Here is a 15,664-nt window from a genome sequence, read left to right as displayed (position 1 = left end):
GCGCTGTCGATTTTGTCGAAGTCAACCTTGGCCGAACCGAAAACTTCGGAGCAGACGCGGGTCAGAGCAGCGGTCAGAGTGGTTTTACCGTGGTCAACGTGACCGATGGTGCCAACGTTGACGTGCGGTTTGTTACGTTCAAATTTTTCTTTAGCCACGACAATTAACTCCTAGCCTAAAGGGGCTGAATCAGCCTTGTTTTTTAACGATAGCTTCGACGATGTTCGACGGAGCCTCGGAGTATTTGGAGAATTCCATAGAGTAGCTCGCGCGACCCTGGGACATGGAACGAACGTCGGTTGCGTAACCAAACATCTCGCCCAGCGGAACCTCGGCACGGATAACCTTACCGGAAACCGTGTCTTCCATACCCTGGATCAGACCGCGACGACGGTTCAGGTCACCCATCACGTCGCCCATGTAGTCCTCAGGTGTTACGACTTCAACCTTCATGATCGGCTCAAGAACAACACCGCCACCCTTGGTAGCCAGTTGCTTGGTCGCCATGGAGGCCGCCACCTTGAACGCCATCTCGTTGGAGTCGACGTCGTGGTAAGAACCATCGAACACGGTAGCCTTCAGGCCGATCAGCGGATAGCCGGCAACGACGCCGTTCTTCATCTGCTCTTCGATACCCTTCTGGATAGCCGGGATGTATTCCTTCGGAACCACACCACCCACTACTTCGTTCAGGAATTGCAGACCTTCCTGACCTTCGTCAGCAGGCGCAAAACGGATCCAGCAATGGCCGAACTGGCCACGACCGCCGGACTGGCGAACGAACTTGCCTTCGATCTCACAAGCCTTCGTGATCTTCTCACGATAGGAAACCTGTGGCTTACCGATGTTGGCTTCGACGTTGAACTCGCGGCGCATCCGGTCAACCAGGATGTCCAGGTGCAACTCGCCCATGCCGGAGATGATCGTCTGACCAGTCTCTTCATCGGTCTTGACGCGGAAAGACGGGTCTTCCTGAGCGAGTTTGCCCAGAGCGATACCCATTTTTTCCTGGTCATCCTTGGTTTTCGGCTCAACGGCAACCGAGATAACCGGCTCCGGGAAATCCATGCGAACCAGGATGATTGGCTTATCAGCGGAGCACAGAGTGTCACCAGTGGTGACGTCCTTCATACCGATCAGGGCCGCGATGTCGCCAGCGCGTACTTCCTTGATCTCTTCGCGGGTGTTTGCGTGCATTTGCACCATACGACCCACGCGCTCTTTCTTGCCCTTGACCGAGTTGATCACGCCGTCGCCGGAGTTCAACACGCCCGAGTAAACGCGAGCGAATGTCAGGGTACCCACGAATGGGTCGGTAGCGATCTTGAACGCCAGAGCCGAGAACGGCTCGTTGTCGTCTGCGTGGCGCTCCATTTCGACAGTCTCGTCATCCGGGTCGGTACCCTTGATGGCTGGAATGTCGACCGGCGCAGGCAGGTAGTCGATAACGGCGTCGAGAACCAGGGGAACACCCTTGTTCTTGAAGGAAGAACCGCAAACAGCCAGAACGATTTCGCCAGCGATAGTACGCTGACGCAGAGCAGCCTTGATCTCTTCGATCGACAGCTCTTCGCCTTCCAGGTACTTGTTCATCAGCTCTTCGTTGGCTTCGGCGGCAGCCTCAACCATGTTGCTGCGCCACTCTTCAGCCAGCTCTTGCAACTCGGCCGGGATCGGACCACGAATGGCAGCCATACCCTTGTCGCCGTCGTTCCAACGAACAGCTTCCATGGTCATCAGATCGATCTGACCTTCGAAGTTGTCTTCGGAACCGATAGCCAGCTGGATAGGCACCGGAGTGTGACCCAGACGCTGCTTGATCTGACCGATCACACGCAGGAAGTTGGCACCAGCACGGTCCATCTTGTTCACGTAGACAAGACGCGGAACGCCGTATTTGTTGGCTTGACGCCATACGGTTTCAGACTGGGGCTCAACACCCGAAGTACCGCAGAACACAACGACAGCGCCGTCGAGTACACGCAGCGAACGCTCTACTTCAATGGTGAAGTCAACGTGGCCGGGAGTATCGATGATGTTGAAGCGGTGCTTAGGGAATTGCTTGTTGGAGCCTTCCCAGAACGCAGTAGTAGCAGCGGAGGTAATGGTAATACCCCGCTCCTGCTCTTGCACCATCCAGTCCATGGTCGCGGCGCCATCATGCACCTCGCCCATTTTGTGGTTTACGCCCGTGTAGAACAGGACGCGCTCAGTGGTAGTGGTTTTACCCGCATCCACGTGAGCAACGATACCAATGTTACGGTAGCGTTTAATATCGGTTGTACGAGCCATAAAGCCCTCGCAAATTGAGTGACGCTGAAATTAGAAGCGGTAGTGCGAGAAAGCCTTGTTGGCCTCGGCCATACGGTGCACGTCTTCACGCTTCTTAACTGCAGCACCTTTACCTTCAGCAGCGTCCAGCAGCTCACCAGCCAAGCGCAGAGCCATGGACTTCTCGCCGCGCTTGCGGGCGAAGTCTACGAGCCAGCGCATGGCCAGAGCGTTACGACGGGACGGACGAACTTCGACCGGAACCTGGTAGGTAGCACCGCCTACGCGGCGCGACTTCACTTCGACCAGCGGAGCGATGGCGTCGAGTGCTTTTTCGAAGAGTTCCAGGGGATCGGAGTTCTTACGCTCTTTAACTTTTTCCAGCGCGCCATAAACGATACGTTCGGCAACGGCTTTCTTGCCGCTTTCCATTACGTGGTTCATGAACTTGGCGAGAATCTGGCTTCCGTATTTCGGATCGTCCAGAATCTCACGTTTGGCTGCTACGCGACGTCTTGGCATTGATAAGCCCTCAAACGGTCTTCAGGTTAGCCCGGGACAGCAAAAGCGTGCCCGACCTTACTCTTATCGACTCAATAAAAATGAAAAACTGCAAAACGGCCGATTACTTCGGACGCTTGGTACCGTACTTCGAACGACCCTGGTTACGACCTTTAACGCCGGAGGTATCCAAGGAGCCGCGAACGGTGTGGTAACGAACACCTGGCAAGTCTTTTACACGACCGCCGCGGATCAGTACCACGCTGTGCTCTTGCAGGTTGTGGCCTTCACCGCCGATGTACGAGGAAACCTCGAAACCGTTGGTCAGACGCACACGGCATACTTTACGCAGTGCCGAGTTAGGTTTTTTCGGCGTGGTGGTATACACACGGGTGCATACGCCACGACGTTGCGGGCAGTTCTGCAGCGCAGGCACGTCGGATTTCTCGACGATACGCTTACGCGGCTGACGTACCAGCTGGTTGATAGTTGCCATCTACTAGCTCCACTGTTGTCTTGCGACGCTATTGTCTTACAAGAAAAGCAAAATGGCAGGAACGAGTTCCCGCCAAATTTAGGGGATCAAGAGTCTAAAGAGGATCCTGTTCCCAGTCAAGGCAAGGCCCCGACCTCCCCGCTCGCCGGATCTCGACAATTTGTCTCGATCCGGCGAATGAGGCGACCAGGGCCAGGCGCTTAATTACCGCAGAACTCAGTTACCGCTCGAGTTCAGCGCTTCGGTCAGTGCAGCTTCCACTTCACTGGCGCTTACGCGCAACGGCTTGTCTGCATCACGGCGACGCTTGCGCTCGCTGTGATAGGCCAAACCGGTACCGGCCGGGATCAGACGACCCACGACCACGTTTTCTTTCAGGCCGCGCAGGTAATCGCGCTTGCCGGTTACCGCCGCCTCGGTCAGTACACGAGTGGTTTCCTGGAAGGAAGCCGCCGAGATGAACGATTCGGTGGACAACGACGCCTTAGTGATACCCAGCAGGACGCGGGTGAACTTGGCGACAAACTTGTCTTCCGCAGCCAGGCGCTCGTTTTCTACCAGGACGTGAGTCAGTTCCATCTGGTCGCCCTTGATGAAGCTGGAATCGCCAGATTCGGAAATCTCAACTTTACGCAGCATCTGACGCAGGATGGTCTCGATGTGCTTGTCGTTGATCTTCACGCCTTGCAGACGGTAAACGTCCTGGATCTCGTTCACGATGTACTTGGCCAACGCGCTCACACCCAGCAGACGCAGGATGTCGTGCGGATCGCTCGGACCGTCGGAGATAACTTCGCCGCGGTTGACCTGTTCGCCTTCGAAGACGTTCAGGTGGCGCCACTTCGGAATCAGCTCTTCATACGGATCGCTACCGTCGTTCGGGGTGATGACCAGACGACGCTTGCCCTTGGTCTCTTTACCGAACGCGATGGTGCCGCTGACTTCAGCCAGAATCGAGGCTTCTTTCGGACGACGGGCTTCGAACAGGTCGGCAACACGCGGCAGACCACCGGTGATGTCGCGAGTCTTCGAAGTTTCCTGCGGGATACGAGCGATAACGTCACCGATCGCGATCCGCGCACCGTCCGCCACACCGACCAGGGCGTTGGCTGGCAGGAAGTACTGAGCGATTACGTCAGTGCCTGGCAGCAACAGGTCCTTGCCGTTGTCGTCGACCATCTTCACGGCTGGACGGATGTCCTTGCCGGCAGCTGGACGATCTTTCGGATCGAGCACTTCGATGTTGGTCATACCGGTCAATTCGTCGGTCTGACGCTTGATCGTGATGCCTTCTTCCATGCCTACGTAGGTCACGGTACCTTTCATTTCGGTAACGATCGGGTGAGTGTGCGGATCCCACTTGGCCACGATTGCGCCAGCTTCGACCTTGTCACCTTCCTTCACCGAAATCACAGCACCGTAAGGCAGCTTGTAACGCTCGCGCTCACGACCGAAGTCGTCCGCGATCGCCAGTTCACCGGAACGGGATACAGCCACCAGGTGACCATCCACGCGCTCAACGTGCTTCAGGTTGTGCAGACGGACAGTACCGCCATTCTTCACCTGAACGCTGTCGGCTGCGGAGGTCCGGCTTGCCGCACCACCGATGTGGAACGTACGCATGGTCAGCTGGGTACCCGGCTCACCGATGGACTGGGCCGCGATAACGCCGACCGATTCACCGATGTTCACCTGGTGACCACGAGCGAGGTCACGACCGTAGCACTTGGCGCAAATGCCGTAGCGGGTTTCGCAGCTGATCGGCGAACGCACGATCACTTCATCGATGCTGTTCAGCTCGATGAACTCTACCCACTTCTCGTCTACCAGGGTGCCAGCAGGAACGATGACGTCCTCGGTACCCGGCTTGAATACGTCACGGGCGATGACACGACCCAATACGCGCTCACCCAGCGGCTCGACCACGTCGCCGCCTTCGATGTGCGGAGTCATGACCAGGCCGTGTTCGGTGCCGCAGTCGATCTCGGTCACAACCAGGTCTTGCGCCACGTCTACCAGACGACGCGTCAGGTAACCGGAGTTCGCCGTTTTCAACGCGGTATCCGCAAGACCCTTACGAGCACCGTGCGTGGAAATGAAGTACTGGAGTACGCTCAGACCTTCACGGAAGTTCGCTGTAATCGGGGTCTCGATGATAGAACCGTCCGGCTTGGCCATCAGGCCACGCATACCGGCGAGCTGACGGATCTGCGCAGCAGAACCCCGTGCGCCCGAGTCGGCCATCATGTACATCGAGTTGAAGGATTCCTGGTCGACTTCCACGCCATGACGGTCGATGACCTTCTCTTTCGAGAGGTTGGCCATCATCGCCTTGGAGACTTCATCGTTCGCCTTGGACCAGAGGTCGATTACCTTGTTGTACTTCTCGCCCTGGGTTACCAGGCCGGAGGCGTACTGACTTTCGATCTCTTTCACTTCTTCGGTAGCAGTACCGATGATGCGCGCTTTTTCATCCGGGATAACGAAATCGTTAACACCGATGGAAACACCGGAGATGGTCGAATAGGCAAAACCGGTGTACATCAACTGGTCGGCGAAGATCACAGTCTCTTTCAGACCGACCACGCGATAGCACTGGTTGATCAGCTTGGAGATCGCCTTTTTCTTCATCGGCAGGTTGACGACGTCGAAGGACAGACCTTTCGGCACCACCTGGAACAACAGCGCACGGCCGACGGTAGTGTCGACGATACGGGTATTGGTGACGCTGTTGCCGTCACGATCGTTCACGGTTTCGTTGATCCGCACCTTGACCTTGGCGTGCAGTGCGGCTTCGCCAGCACGAAACACACGGTCAACTTCCTGCAGATCCGCGAATACACGACCTTCGCCCTTGGCGTTGATCGCCTCACGAGTCATGTAGTACAGACCCAATACAACGTCCTGCGACGGAACGATGATTGGCTCACCGTTGGCTGGCGACAGAATGTTGTTGGTCGACATCATCAACGCGCGCGCTTCGAGCTGGGCTTCCAGTGTCAACGGTACGTGCACGGCCATTTGGTCGCCGTCGAAGTCAGCGTTGTACGCAGCACAGACCAACGGGTGCAGCTGGATAGCCTTACCTTCGATCAGTACCGGTTCAAACGCCTGGATACCCAGACGGTGAAGGGTCGGTGCACGGTTGAGCAGCACTGGGTGTTCGCGAATCACTTCGGCGAGAACGTCCCAGACCTCTGGCAGCTCACGCTCGACCATCTTCTTCGCAGCCTTGATGGTAGTCGCCAGACCACGCATCTCCAGCTTGCCGAAAATGAAAGGCTTGAACAGTTCCAACGCCATTTTCTTAGGCAGACCGCACTGATGCAGACGCAGGGTCGGACCTACGGTAATTACCGAACGACCGGAGTAGTCAACGCGCTTACCGAGCAAGTTCTGACGGAAACGACCCTGCTTACCCTTGATCATGTCAGCCAGGGATTTCAGAGGACGCTTGTTGGAACCGGTGATAGCGCGGCCACGACGACCGTTGTCAAGCAAGGCGTCGACCGCTTCCTGCAACATACGCTTTTCGTTGCGCACGATGATGTCCGGAGCGGACAGGTCGAGCAGGCGCTTCAAACGGTTGTTACGGTTGATCACCCGACGATACAGATCGTTGAGGTCGGAAGTCGCGAAACGACCGCCATCGAGCGGAACCAGTGGACGCAGGTCTGGCGGCAGAACCGGCAGAACGGTCAGCACCATCCACTCTGGCAGGTTGCCGGAGCCCTGGAAGGCCTCCATCAACTTCAGACGCTTGGACAGCTTCTTGATCTTGGTTTCGGAGTTGGTTTGCGGAATCTCTTCGCGCAGACGGCCAATCTCGTGCTCCAGGTCGATAGCGTGCAGCAGCTCGCGGACAGCTTCGGCGCCCATGCGGGCATCGAAATCGTCACCGAACTCTTCCAACGCTTCGAAATACTGCTCGTCATTCAGCAGCTGACCTTTTTCAAGGGTGGTCATGCCTGGATCGATAACGACGTAGCTCTCGAAGTAGAGAACGCGCTCGATATCACGCAGGGTCATGTCCATCAGCAGGCCGATACGGGACGGCAGCGATTTCAGGAACCAGATGTGGGCAACCGGGGACGCCAGCTCGATGTGCGCCATGCGCTCACGACGAACTTTTGCCAGTGCAACTTCAACGCCGCACTTCTCGCAAATCACACCACGATGCTTCAAGCGCTTGTACTTACCGCACAGGCACTCGTAATCCTTTACCGGGCCAAAGATCTTGGCGCAGAACAGGCCGTCACGCTCAGGTTTGAACGTACGGTAGTTGATGGTTTCCGGCTTTTTAACTTCACCGAACGACCACGAACGGATCATCTCAGGCGAGGCCAATCCGATACGGATGGCGTCGAACTCTTCGACTTGACCCTGGTTTTTCAGCAAATTCAGTAGGTCTTTCAAGGCCTTTCCTCCTGGCGGAGCAGAGAGCGGGCAATACAGCCCCGCTCTCGATTCGCGTCACGTGTTATTCGGTTTCCAGATCGATATCGATGCCGAGGGAACGAATTTCCTTGATCAACACGTTGAAGGACTCGGGCATGCCCGGCTCCATACGGTGATCGCCGTCCACGATGTTTTTGTACATCTTGGTCCGACCGTTCACATCGTCCGACTTCACTGTGAGCATTTCTTGCAGAGTGTATGCAGCACCGTACGCTTCCAGTGCCCAGACCTCCATCTCCCCGAAACGCTGACCACCGAACTGTGCCTTACCACCCAGCGGCTGCTGGGTAACCAGGCTATAAGAACCGGTAGAACGAGCGTGCATCTTGTCGTCCACCAAGTGGTTCAGCTTCAGCATGTACATGTAGCCAACGGTAACCGGACGCTCGAACTTGTTGCCAGTACGACCGTCGAACAGTTGCATCTGGCCGCTTTCTGGCAGGTCCGCCAGTTTCAGCATGGCCTTGATTTCAACTTCCTTGGCACCGTCGAATACCGGAGTGGCCATTGGAACGCCGCCCTTGAGGTTTTTCGCCAGATCCAGGATTTCCTGGTCGGAGAAGCTGTCGAGCTCTTCGTTACGACCGCCGATCTCGTTGTAGATCTCATGCAGGAACTTGCGCAGGTCAGCGACCTTGCGCTGCTCTTCGAGCATACGGTTGATCTTCTCACCCAAGCCCTTGGCCGCGAGGCCCAGGTGGGTTTCAAGGATCTGACCGACGTTCATACGCGAAGGTACGCCCAGCGGGTTGAGAACGACGTCGACCGGAGTACCGTTGGCATCATGCGGCATGTCTTCAACCGGCATGATCACGGAGACCACACCCTTGTTACCGTGACGACCGGCCATCTTGTCACCCGGCTGGATGCGACGGCGGATGGCCAGGTAGACCTTGACGATCTTCAGTACGCCCGGTGCCAGGTCATCGCCCTGCTGCAGCTTGCGCTTCTTGTCTTCGAACTTGTCATCCAGCAGACGACGGCGATCGACGATATAAGCCTGAGCTTTCTCGAGCTGCTCGTTCAACGCGTCCTCAGCCATGCGCAGTTTGAACCACTGGCCATGCTCGAGACCGTCGAGAACTTCGTCGGTGATTTCCTGACCTTTCTTCAGGCCCGCGCCGCCTTCGGCCTTGTGACCAACCAGGGCTGCGCGCAGACGTTCGAAAGTTGCGCCTTCAACGATACGGAACTCTTCGTTCAGGTCCTTGCGGATCTCGTCGAGCTGAGTCTTCTCGATGGACAGTGCACGCGCATCACGCTCAACACCGTCGCGAGTGAAGACCTGCACGTCGATGACAGTACCCTTGGTGCCGGTAGGCACGCGCAGGGAGGTGTCCTTAACGTCGCTGGCCTTCTCACCGAAGATGGCACGCAGCAGTTTTTCTTCCGGAGTCAGCTGGGTCTCGCCTTTCGGGGTGACCTTGCCGACCAGGATGTCGCCAGCGCCTACTTCGGCACCTACATAAACGATACCGGCTTCGTCCAGCTTGTTCAGCGCAGCTTCACCCACGTTCGGGATGTCCGCAGTGATTTCCTCTGGGCCAAGCTTGGTGTCACGGGCCACACAGGTCAGTTCCTGGATGTGGATCGTGGTGAAGCGATCTTCCTGAACCACACGCTCAGACAGGCAGATGGAGTCTTCGAAGTTGAAGCCGTTCCACGCCATGAACGCGATGCGCATGTTCTGACCCAGTGCCAGTTCACCCATGTCGGTGGACGGGCCGTCAGCCATGATGTCGCTGCGCTGGACCCGATCACCCTTGCTTACCAGCGGACGCTGGTTGATGCAGGTGTTCTGGTTCGAGCGGGTGTATTTGGTCAGGTTGTAGATGTCGACACCGGCTTCGCCCGGCTCAACTTCATCATCGGCAACACGAACCACGATACGGCTGGCATCGACGGAATCGATCACGCCACCACGACGAGCCACGACGCAAACGCCGGAATCGCGGGCAACGTTACGCTCCATGCCAGTACCTACCAGCGGCTTGTCGGCACGCAGGGTCGGTACTGCCTGACGCTGCATGTTCGAACCCATCAACGCACGGTTGGCGTCGTCGTGCTCGAGGAACGGGATCAGCGACGCAGCGACCGAAACAACCTGCTTGGGCGATACGTCCATCAGGGTGACGTCTTCCGGCGCCTTGACGGTAAACTCGTTCAGGTGACGAACAGCTACCAGCTCGTCTATCAGCACCTTCTTGTCGTTCATCGTGGCCGAAGCCTGGGCGATCACGTGATCGGCTTCTTCGATGGCGGACAGGAACACGATCTCGTCGGTGACCAGGGCGTCTTTCACCACACGGTACGGGCTTTCGAGGAAGCCGTACTGGTTGGTGCGCGCATAGGCAGCCAGGGAGTTGATCAGACCGATGTTCGGACCTTCTGGCGTTTCGATCGGGCAAACGCGACCGTAGTGCGTCGGGTGTACGTCACGTACTTCGAAGCCTGCACGCTCACGGGTCAGACCACCTGGGCCGAGTGCAGAGACACGACGCTTGTGGGTGATCTCGGACAGCGGGTTGTTCTGGTCCATGAACTGGGACAGCTGGCTGGAACCGAAGAACTCTTTCACCGCCGCCGCAACCGGCTTGGCGTTGATCAGGTCTTGCGGCATCAGGCCTTCGCTTTCAGCCATCGACAGACGTTCCTTGACCGCGCGCTCTACACGCACCAGGCCTACACGGAACTGGTTCTCGGCCATTTCGCCTACGCAGCGAACACGACGGTTACCCAGGTGGTCGATGTCATCGACGATGCCCTTGCCGTTACGGATGTCGACCAGGGTTTTGAGCACTGCAACAATGTCGTCCTTATTCAGCACGCCCGAACCTTCGATCTCGGTACGACCGATACGACGGTTGAACTTCATCCGGCCGACCGCAGACAGGTCATAGCGCTCAGGGCTGAAGAACAGGTTGTTGAACAGGGTTTCGGCGGCATCCTTGGTTGGTGGCTCGCCAGGACGCATCATGCGATAGATCTCGACCAGGGCTTCCAGTTGGTTGCCGGTGGAGTCGATCTTCAACGTATCGGAGATGAACGGACCGCAGTCGATATCGTTGGTGTACAGCGTTTCGATACGAACGACCTGGGCCTTGACGATTTTCGCCAGGATCTCGGTGCTCAGCTCGGTGTTGCACTCTGCGAGGATTTCGCCGGTGGCCGGGTGCACGATGGCCTTGGCAGTGGTGCGACCGAGGACGTAGTCCATAGGCACCTGCAGCTCTTTGATCCCGGCCTTTTCCAGTTGGTTGATGTGACGGGCAGTGATACGGCGACCCTGCTCGACAATAACCTTGCCTTTGTCGTCCTGGATATCGAGAACCGCGATCTCACCGCGCAGGCGCTGAGGCACCAGTTCCAGGCTGAGGTTTTCACCCTGCACATGGAAGACGTTGGTGGTGTAGAACGCGTCCAGCACTTCTTCCGTGGTGTAGCCGAGCGCACGCAGCAGTACCGATGCAGGCAGCTTGCGACGACGGTCGATACGTACGAATACGCAGTCTTTCGGGTCGAACTCGAAGTCCAACCAGGAACCGCGATAAGGAATGATGCGCGCGGAGTAGAGCAGCTTGCCGGAGCTGTGCGTCTTGCCACGGTCGTGGTCGAAGAACACGCCCGGAGAACGGTGCAGTTGGGAAACGATTACACGCTCGGTACCGTTGATTACGAAGGTACCGTTCTCAGTCATCAGGGGGATTTCACCCATGTAGACTTCTTGCTCTTTGATGTCCTTGATCGCTTTGTTCGACGATTCTTTGTCGAAAATGATCAGGCGCACTTTTACCCGCAAAGGTACGGCGTAAGTTACACCGCGCAATACGCATTCTTTGACATCAAATGCCGGTTCGCCCAGGCGATAACCGACGTACTCCAGCGCAGCATTGCCGGAGTAGCTGATGATCGGGAAAACGGATTTGAAGGCCGCATGCAGGCCCACGTCGCGGAACTGATCTTTAGTCGCTCCCGCTTGCAAGAATTCACGATACGAATCCAGCTGGATGGCCAGGAGGTACGGCACATCCATGACGTCCGGCAACTTGCTAAAGTCCTTGCGGATACGTTTTTTCTCAGTATATGAGTAAGCCATCAGCGTTCCCCAGCTTGGTCACCTGCTTGTTTGGCTCCCCCCGACGGGAGCAGCCAGAAAATCGTGCAAACCCCATGGTTTGCGCCACCGCCTCGGGTGGTTACAGCTCGTTATCGGCACCGACCCAATCGGCTGCCAATAACGGAAAAAGGCCGGTGGCAAGAGCCACCAGCCATCAGCCTTTCGCTTGACGCTCGGGCTGGAGACGCAAGGTCGAAATTACTTAACTTCGACGGTAGCGCCTGCTTCTTCCAGCTTCTTCTTCGCGTCTTCAGCAGCTTCTTTGGAAACGCCTTCAGCGATAACCTGAGGAGCGGTGTCAACCTTCTCCTTGGCTTCTTTCAGACCCAGACCGGTCAGTTCGCGAACAGCCTTGATCACGTTGACTTTCTTGTCGCCAGCGGCAGCCAGAACAACGTTGAACTCGGTTTGCTCTTCAACGACAGCAGCTGGACCAGCAGCAGCAACGGTAGCAGCAGCGGCGGTAACGCCGAACTTCTCTTCCATTGCCTTGATCAGCTCAACGATTTCCATTACGGATTTTTCGCCGATTGCTTCGATGATTTGTTCGTTAGTCAGAGACATGACTCAATTCCTGAATTGGGGGATAGCCGGCACGGCCATCGAAATAAACAAAAATACGCGAGAAGGAAACGCTCAGCCTCAGGCTGCAGCGGCTTCTTTCTGATCGCGAATTGCCGCCAGAGTACGAGCCAATTTGCTGGTAGCGCCTTGAATCACGCTCATCAGCTGAGAAATTGCTTCGTCACGGGTCGGCAGAGTTGCCAGTACGTCGATTTGGTTAGCTGCGAGGAACTTGCCCTCGAACGCAGCTGCCTTGATCTCGAACTTATCCTGACCCTTGGCGAACTCTTTGAAGATACGGGCAGCAGCGCCCGGATGTTCTTTCGAGAATGCAATCAGGGTCGGGCCGACGAACGCGTCGTTGAGCACGTCATATTGAGTGCCTTCAACAGCGCGCTTCAGCAGGGTGTTACGTACGACACGTACATAAACACCAGCTTCGCGGGCCTCTTTACGGAGTCCGGTCATAGCGCCTACTGTTACGCCACGGGCATCAGCCACGACAGCGGACAGAGCGACTTTGGCAGCCTCGTTGACTTCAGCGACGATGGCCTTCTTGTCTTCGAGTTTAATTGCCACGGGTTTAACTCCTGCTTGTTACCGTTTCATTCGATCGAAACCGAATGTCGTTTTGGTGTCTGATTCGGTAAGGAACCGGGAGCACCATCTGCGTAGGCTTGTGGTTTAAGACTTGCGTCGCCTACGGTCTTGGATAGCCCCCGCCAGGCAGGGACCCCAATTTTTCAATTGGCGCAATTGCTTGCGCCAATCTGTGTCTTACGCGTCGAGCGAGCTCTGGTCGATGACCAGACCTGGGCCCATGGTGGTGCTCAGGGTAACGCGCTTGACGTAGATACCTTTCGAAGAAGCTGGCTTGATACGCTTCAGGTCAGCGATCAGGGCTTCAACGTTTTCCTTCAGCTTGACGGCGTCGAAACCGATCTTGCCAACGGAAGTGTGGATGATGCCGTTTTTGTCGGTGCGATAACGAACCTGACCAGCCTTCGCGTTCTTGACCGCGGTAGCTACGTCCGGGGTTACGGTTCCGACTTTCGGGTTAGGCATCAGACCACGTGGACCGAGGATCTGACCCAGTTGACCTACAACGCGCATGGCATCAGGAGATGCGATCACTACGTCATAGTTCAGGTCGCCGCCTTTCATTTCAGCAGCCAGATCATCCATGCCTACGCGATCAGCACCAGCAGCCAGAGCAGCTTCAGCTGCTGGACCCTGGGTGAACACAGCAACACGGACAGTCTTGCCAGTGCCATGTGGCAGCACGGTAGCGCTACGAACGACCTGGTCGGATTTACGTGGATCTACACCCAGGTTTACAGCAACGTCGAACGACTCGCTGAACTTGACAGTCGACAGCTCGGCCAGCAGGGCGGCGGCGTCTACAAAGTTGTAGGCCTTGCCTGCTTCGATTTTGCCGGCGATAGCCTTTTGACGCTTGGTCAGCTTAGCCATTACACACCCTCCACGTTAAGGCCCATGCTACGAGCAGAACCGGCGATGGTACGCACGGCTGCATCCATATCAGCTGCAGTCAGATCCGCGTTTTTGGTCTTCGCGATTTCTTCCAGCTGAGCACGGGTAACGGTGCCAACCTTAACGGTGTTTGGACGAGCGGAACCGCTGGTCAAACCTGCAGCCTTCTTCAGGAGAACCGAAGCAGGGGTGCTCTTTGTTTCAAAAGTGAAGCTACGGTCGCTGTAGACAGTGATGATCACTGGAGTCGGCAGACCTGGCTCAAGACCCTGGGTACGGGCGTTGAAAGCCTTGCAGAATTCCATGATGTTCACGCCGTGCTGACCCAGAGCAGGACCAACGGGCGGGCTTGGGTTAGCCTGAGCGGCCTTCACTTGCAGCTTGATGTAAGCGGTAATCTTCTTGGCCATGAGGCACTCCAATTACGGGTTCGAACGCCTCGAAAGGCTCCCCGGTTACTTGCGCGTTTATCCCAGTGACGACAAAACCCCACAGCCTTGGGCTGCGGGGTTGGGATGCCTGTTCGATCAGACCTTTTCGACCTGACTGAACTCGAGCTCTACCGGAGTAGAGCGACCGAAAATGAGCACTGCGACCTGGATCCGGCTCTTTTCGTAGTTAACTTCTTCAACCGTGCCGTTGAAATCAGCGAATGGACCATCAGTGACTCGTACCACCTCACCTGGTTCAAACAATGTTTTCGGCTTCGGCTTGTCGCTACCATCAGCGACGCGACGCAGAATTGCCTCTGCCTCTTTGTCCGTGATTGGTGCCGGCTTGTCGGCAGTACCGCCGATGAAGCCCATCACCCGAGGGGTATCCTTGACCAAGTGCCAAGTCCCTTCGTTCATATCCATCTGTACCAGCACATAACCTGGGAAGAACTTGCGCTCGCTTTTGCGCTTCTGGCCATTACGCATCTCAACCACTTCTTCAGTGGGAACCAGAATCTCGCCAAAGCCATCTTCCATGCCAGCCAGCTTCACACGCTCTATCAGCGAGCGCATAACATGCTTCTCGTAACCCGAGTAAGCATGCACAACGTACCAACGCTTAGCCACGGGACACCCTTAGCCAACAATCAAGGAAACGAGCCAACCGAGCAGGGAATCAAGCCCCCACAACAGTAACGCCATAACCAGAACGACAGCCACAACGATCAACGTGGTCTGCGTGGTTTCTTGGCGAGTCGGCCATACGACTTTACGAATCTCGGTGCGAGCTTCCTTAGCGAGTACAAAGAAAGACTTGCCCTTGGCTGTCTGCAGGCCTACAAAGGCAGCAACAGCAGCAATAGCAAGCAATGCGAGTACACGGTACAGGATCGGCGAAGCAGAGAAATACTGATTGCCAACAACGCCAACAGCCACCAAAGCGACTACCACTAGCCACTTGAGCAGATCGAAGCGAGAGCCTTGAGCTTCAGCTTTAGGAGTCATCTATGAAGATCCTGTGAAAAGAAAGCCAGACACACTGAGTGAATCTGGCAGGTCAGGAGGGAATCGAACCCCCAACCTACGGTTTTGGAGACCGTCGCTCTGCCAATTGAGCTACTGACCTAAAACAAAATCAGGCCGACCATTATGCCGGCCCGATAAAGACATTACAACTGTTTACTCGATGACTTTTGCTACGACGCCGGCGCCAACGGTACGACCGCCTTCACGAATAGCGAAACGCAGACCATCTTCCATCGCGATCGGCTTGATCAGGGTGACAGTCATCTGGATGTTGTCACCTGGCATTACCATTTCAACGCCTTC

Annotated in this window: 12 protein-coding genes, 1 tRNA gene and 1 pseudogene; all 14 read right to left on the bottom strand. The window is 56.3% G+C overall.

The annotated features are described in order from the left end of the window. Positions 1-158 (bottom strand): GTP-binding protein (locus tag FBX99_RS28600; RefSeq protein ID WP_256343747.1); only part of this gene is annotated, 158 nt, incomplete at its 3' end. A 31-nt stretch (positions 159-189) separates the two neighbouring features. Then, positions 190-2,292, bottom strand: coding sequence for an elongation factor G (fusA, locus tag FBX99_RS28595; RefSeq protein WP_144931093.1), 2,103 nt, complete (start codon positions 2,290-2,292; stop codon positions 190-192). A gap of 30 nt (positions 2,293-2,322) precedes the next feature. Then, positions 2,323-2,793, bottom strand: coding sequence for a 30S ribosomal protein S7 (rpsG, locus tag FBX99_RS28590; RefSeq protein WP_024776462.1), 471 nt, complete (start codon positions 2,791-2,793; stop codon positions 2,323-2,325). A gap of 103 nt (positions 2,794-2,896) precedes the next feature. Beyond that, on the bottom strand, positions 2,897-3,268 hold the full coding sequence (rpsL, locus tag FBX99_RS28585; protein ID WP_003186084.1) for a 30S ribosomal protein S12: 372 nt from the start codon (positions 3,266-3,268) through the stop codon (positions 2,897-2,899). Between the two features lie 216 nt (positions 3,269-3,484). After that, on the bottom strand, positions 3,485-7,684 hold the full coding sequence (rpoC, locus tag FBX99_RS28580; protein WP_144931095.1) for a DNA-directed RNA polymerase subunit beta': 4,200 nt from the start codon (positions 7,682-7,684) through the stop codon (positions 3,485-3,487). Positions 7,685-7,748: 64 nt separating this feature from the next. After that, positions 7,749-11,822, bottom strand: a complete 4,074-nt coding sequence (rpoB, locus tag FBX99_RS28575) for a DNA-directed RNA polymerase subunit beta (protein ID WP_047702783.1) — start codon at positions 11,820-11,822, stop codon at positions 7,749-7,751. Positions 11,823-12,041: 219 nt separating this feature from the next. Further along, positions 12,042-12,407 (bottom strand): 50S ribosomal protein L7/L12, encoded by a 366-nt coding sequence (rplL, locus tag FBX99_RS28570; protein ID WP_047702784.1) that lies wholly within the window; start codon positions 12,405-12,407, stop codon positions 12,042-12,044. A 78-nt stretch (positions 12,408-12,485) separates the two neighbouring features. Further along, on the bottom strand, positions 12,486-12,986 hold the full coding sequence (rplJ, locus tag FBX99_RS28565) for a 50S ribosomal protein L10 (protein WP_024776458.1): 501 nt from the start codon (positions 12,984-12,986) through the stop codon (positions 12,486-12,488). 198 nt (positions 12,987-13,184) lie between these two features. Then, positions 13,185-13,880, bottom strand: coding sequence for a 50S ribosomal protein L1 (rplA, locus tag FBX99_RS28560; RefSeq protein WP_003186095.1), 696 nt, complete (start codon positions 13,878-13,880; stop codon positions 13,185-13,187). Further along, positions 13,880-14,311: a 50S ribosomal protein L11 gene (rplK, locus tag FBX99_RS28555; protein WP_003176435.1), complete on the bottom strand. Its 432-nt coding sequence runs from the start codon at positions 14,309-14,311 to the stop codon at positions 13,880-13,882. Before rplK ends, rplA begins: the two co-directional genes overlap by 1 nt. A gap of 117 nt (positions 14,312-14,428) precedes the next feature. Continuing rightward, the gene (gene nusG, locus FBX99_RS28550) at positions 14,429-14,962 is read right to left on the bottom strand and encodes a transcription termination/antitermination protein NusG (protein ID WP_010443972.1); all 534 of its coding nucleotides are present in this window, start codon (positions 14,960-14,962) and stop codon (positions 14,429-14,431) included. A gap of 9 nt (positions 14,963-14,971) precedes the next feature. Next, positions 14,972-15,340, bottom strand: a complete 369-nt coding sequence (gene secE, locus FBX99_RS28545) for a preprotein translocase subunit SecE (protein WP_039594676.1) — start codon at positions 15,338-15,340, stop codon at positions 14,972-14,974. 45 nt (positions 15,341-15,385) lie between these two features. Next, a tRNA-Trp gene (locus tag FBX99_RS28540) sits at positions 15,386-15,461 on the bottom strand. A 53-nt stretch (positions 15,462-15,514) separates the two neighbouring features. Beyond that, positions 15,515-15,664, bottom strand: a pseudogene (locus tag FBX99_RS28535) (elongation factor Tu); the annotation flags it as partial.

The sequence above is a fragment of the Pseudomonas sp. SJZ074 genome, from assembly GCF_007828215.1.
Lineage (GTDB): Bacteria > Pseudomonadota > Gammaproteobacteria > Pseudomonadales > Pseudomonadaceae > Aquipseudomonas.
Note: the sequence above shows the minus strand (reverse complement) of the source record. Positions and strands in the feature narration are given on the sequence as shown.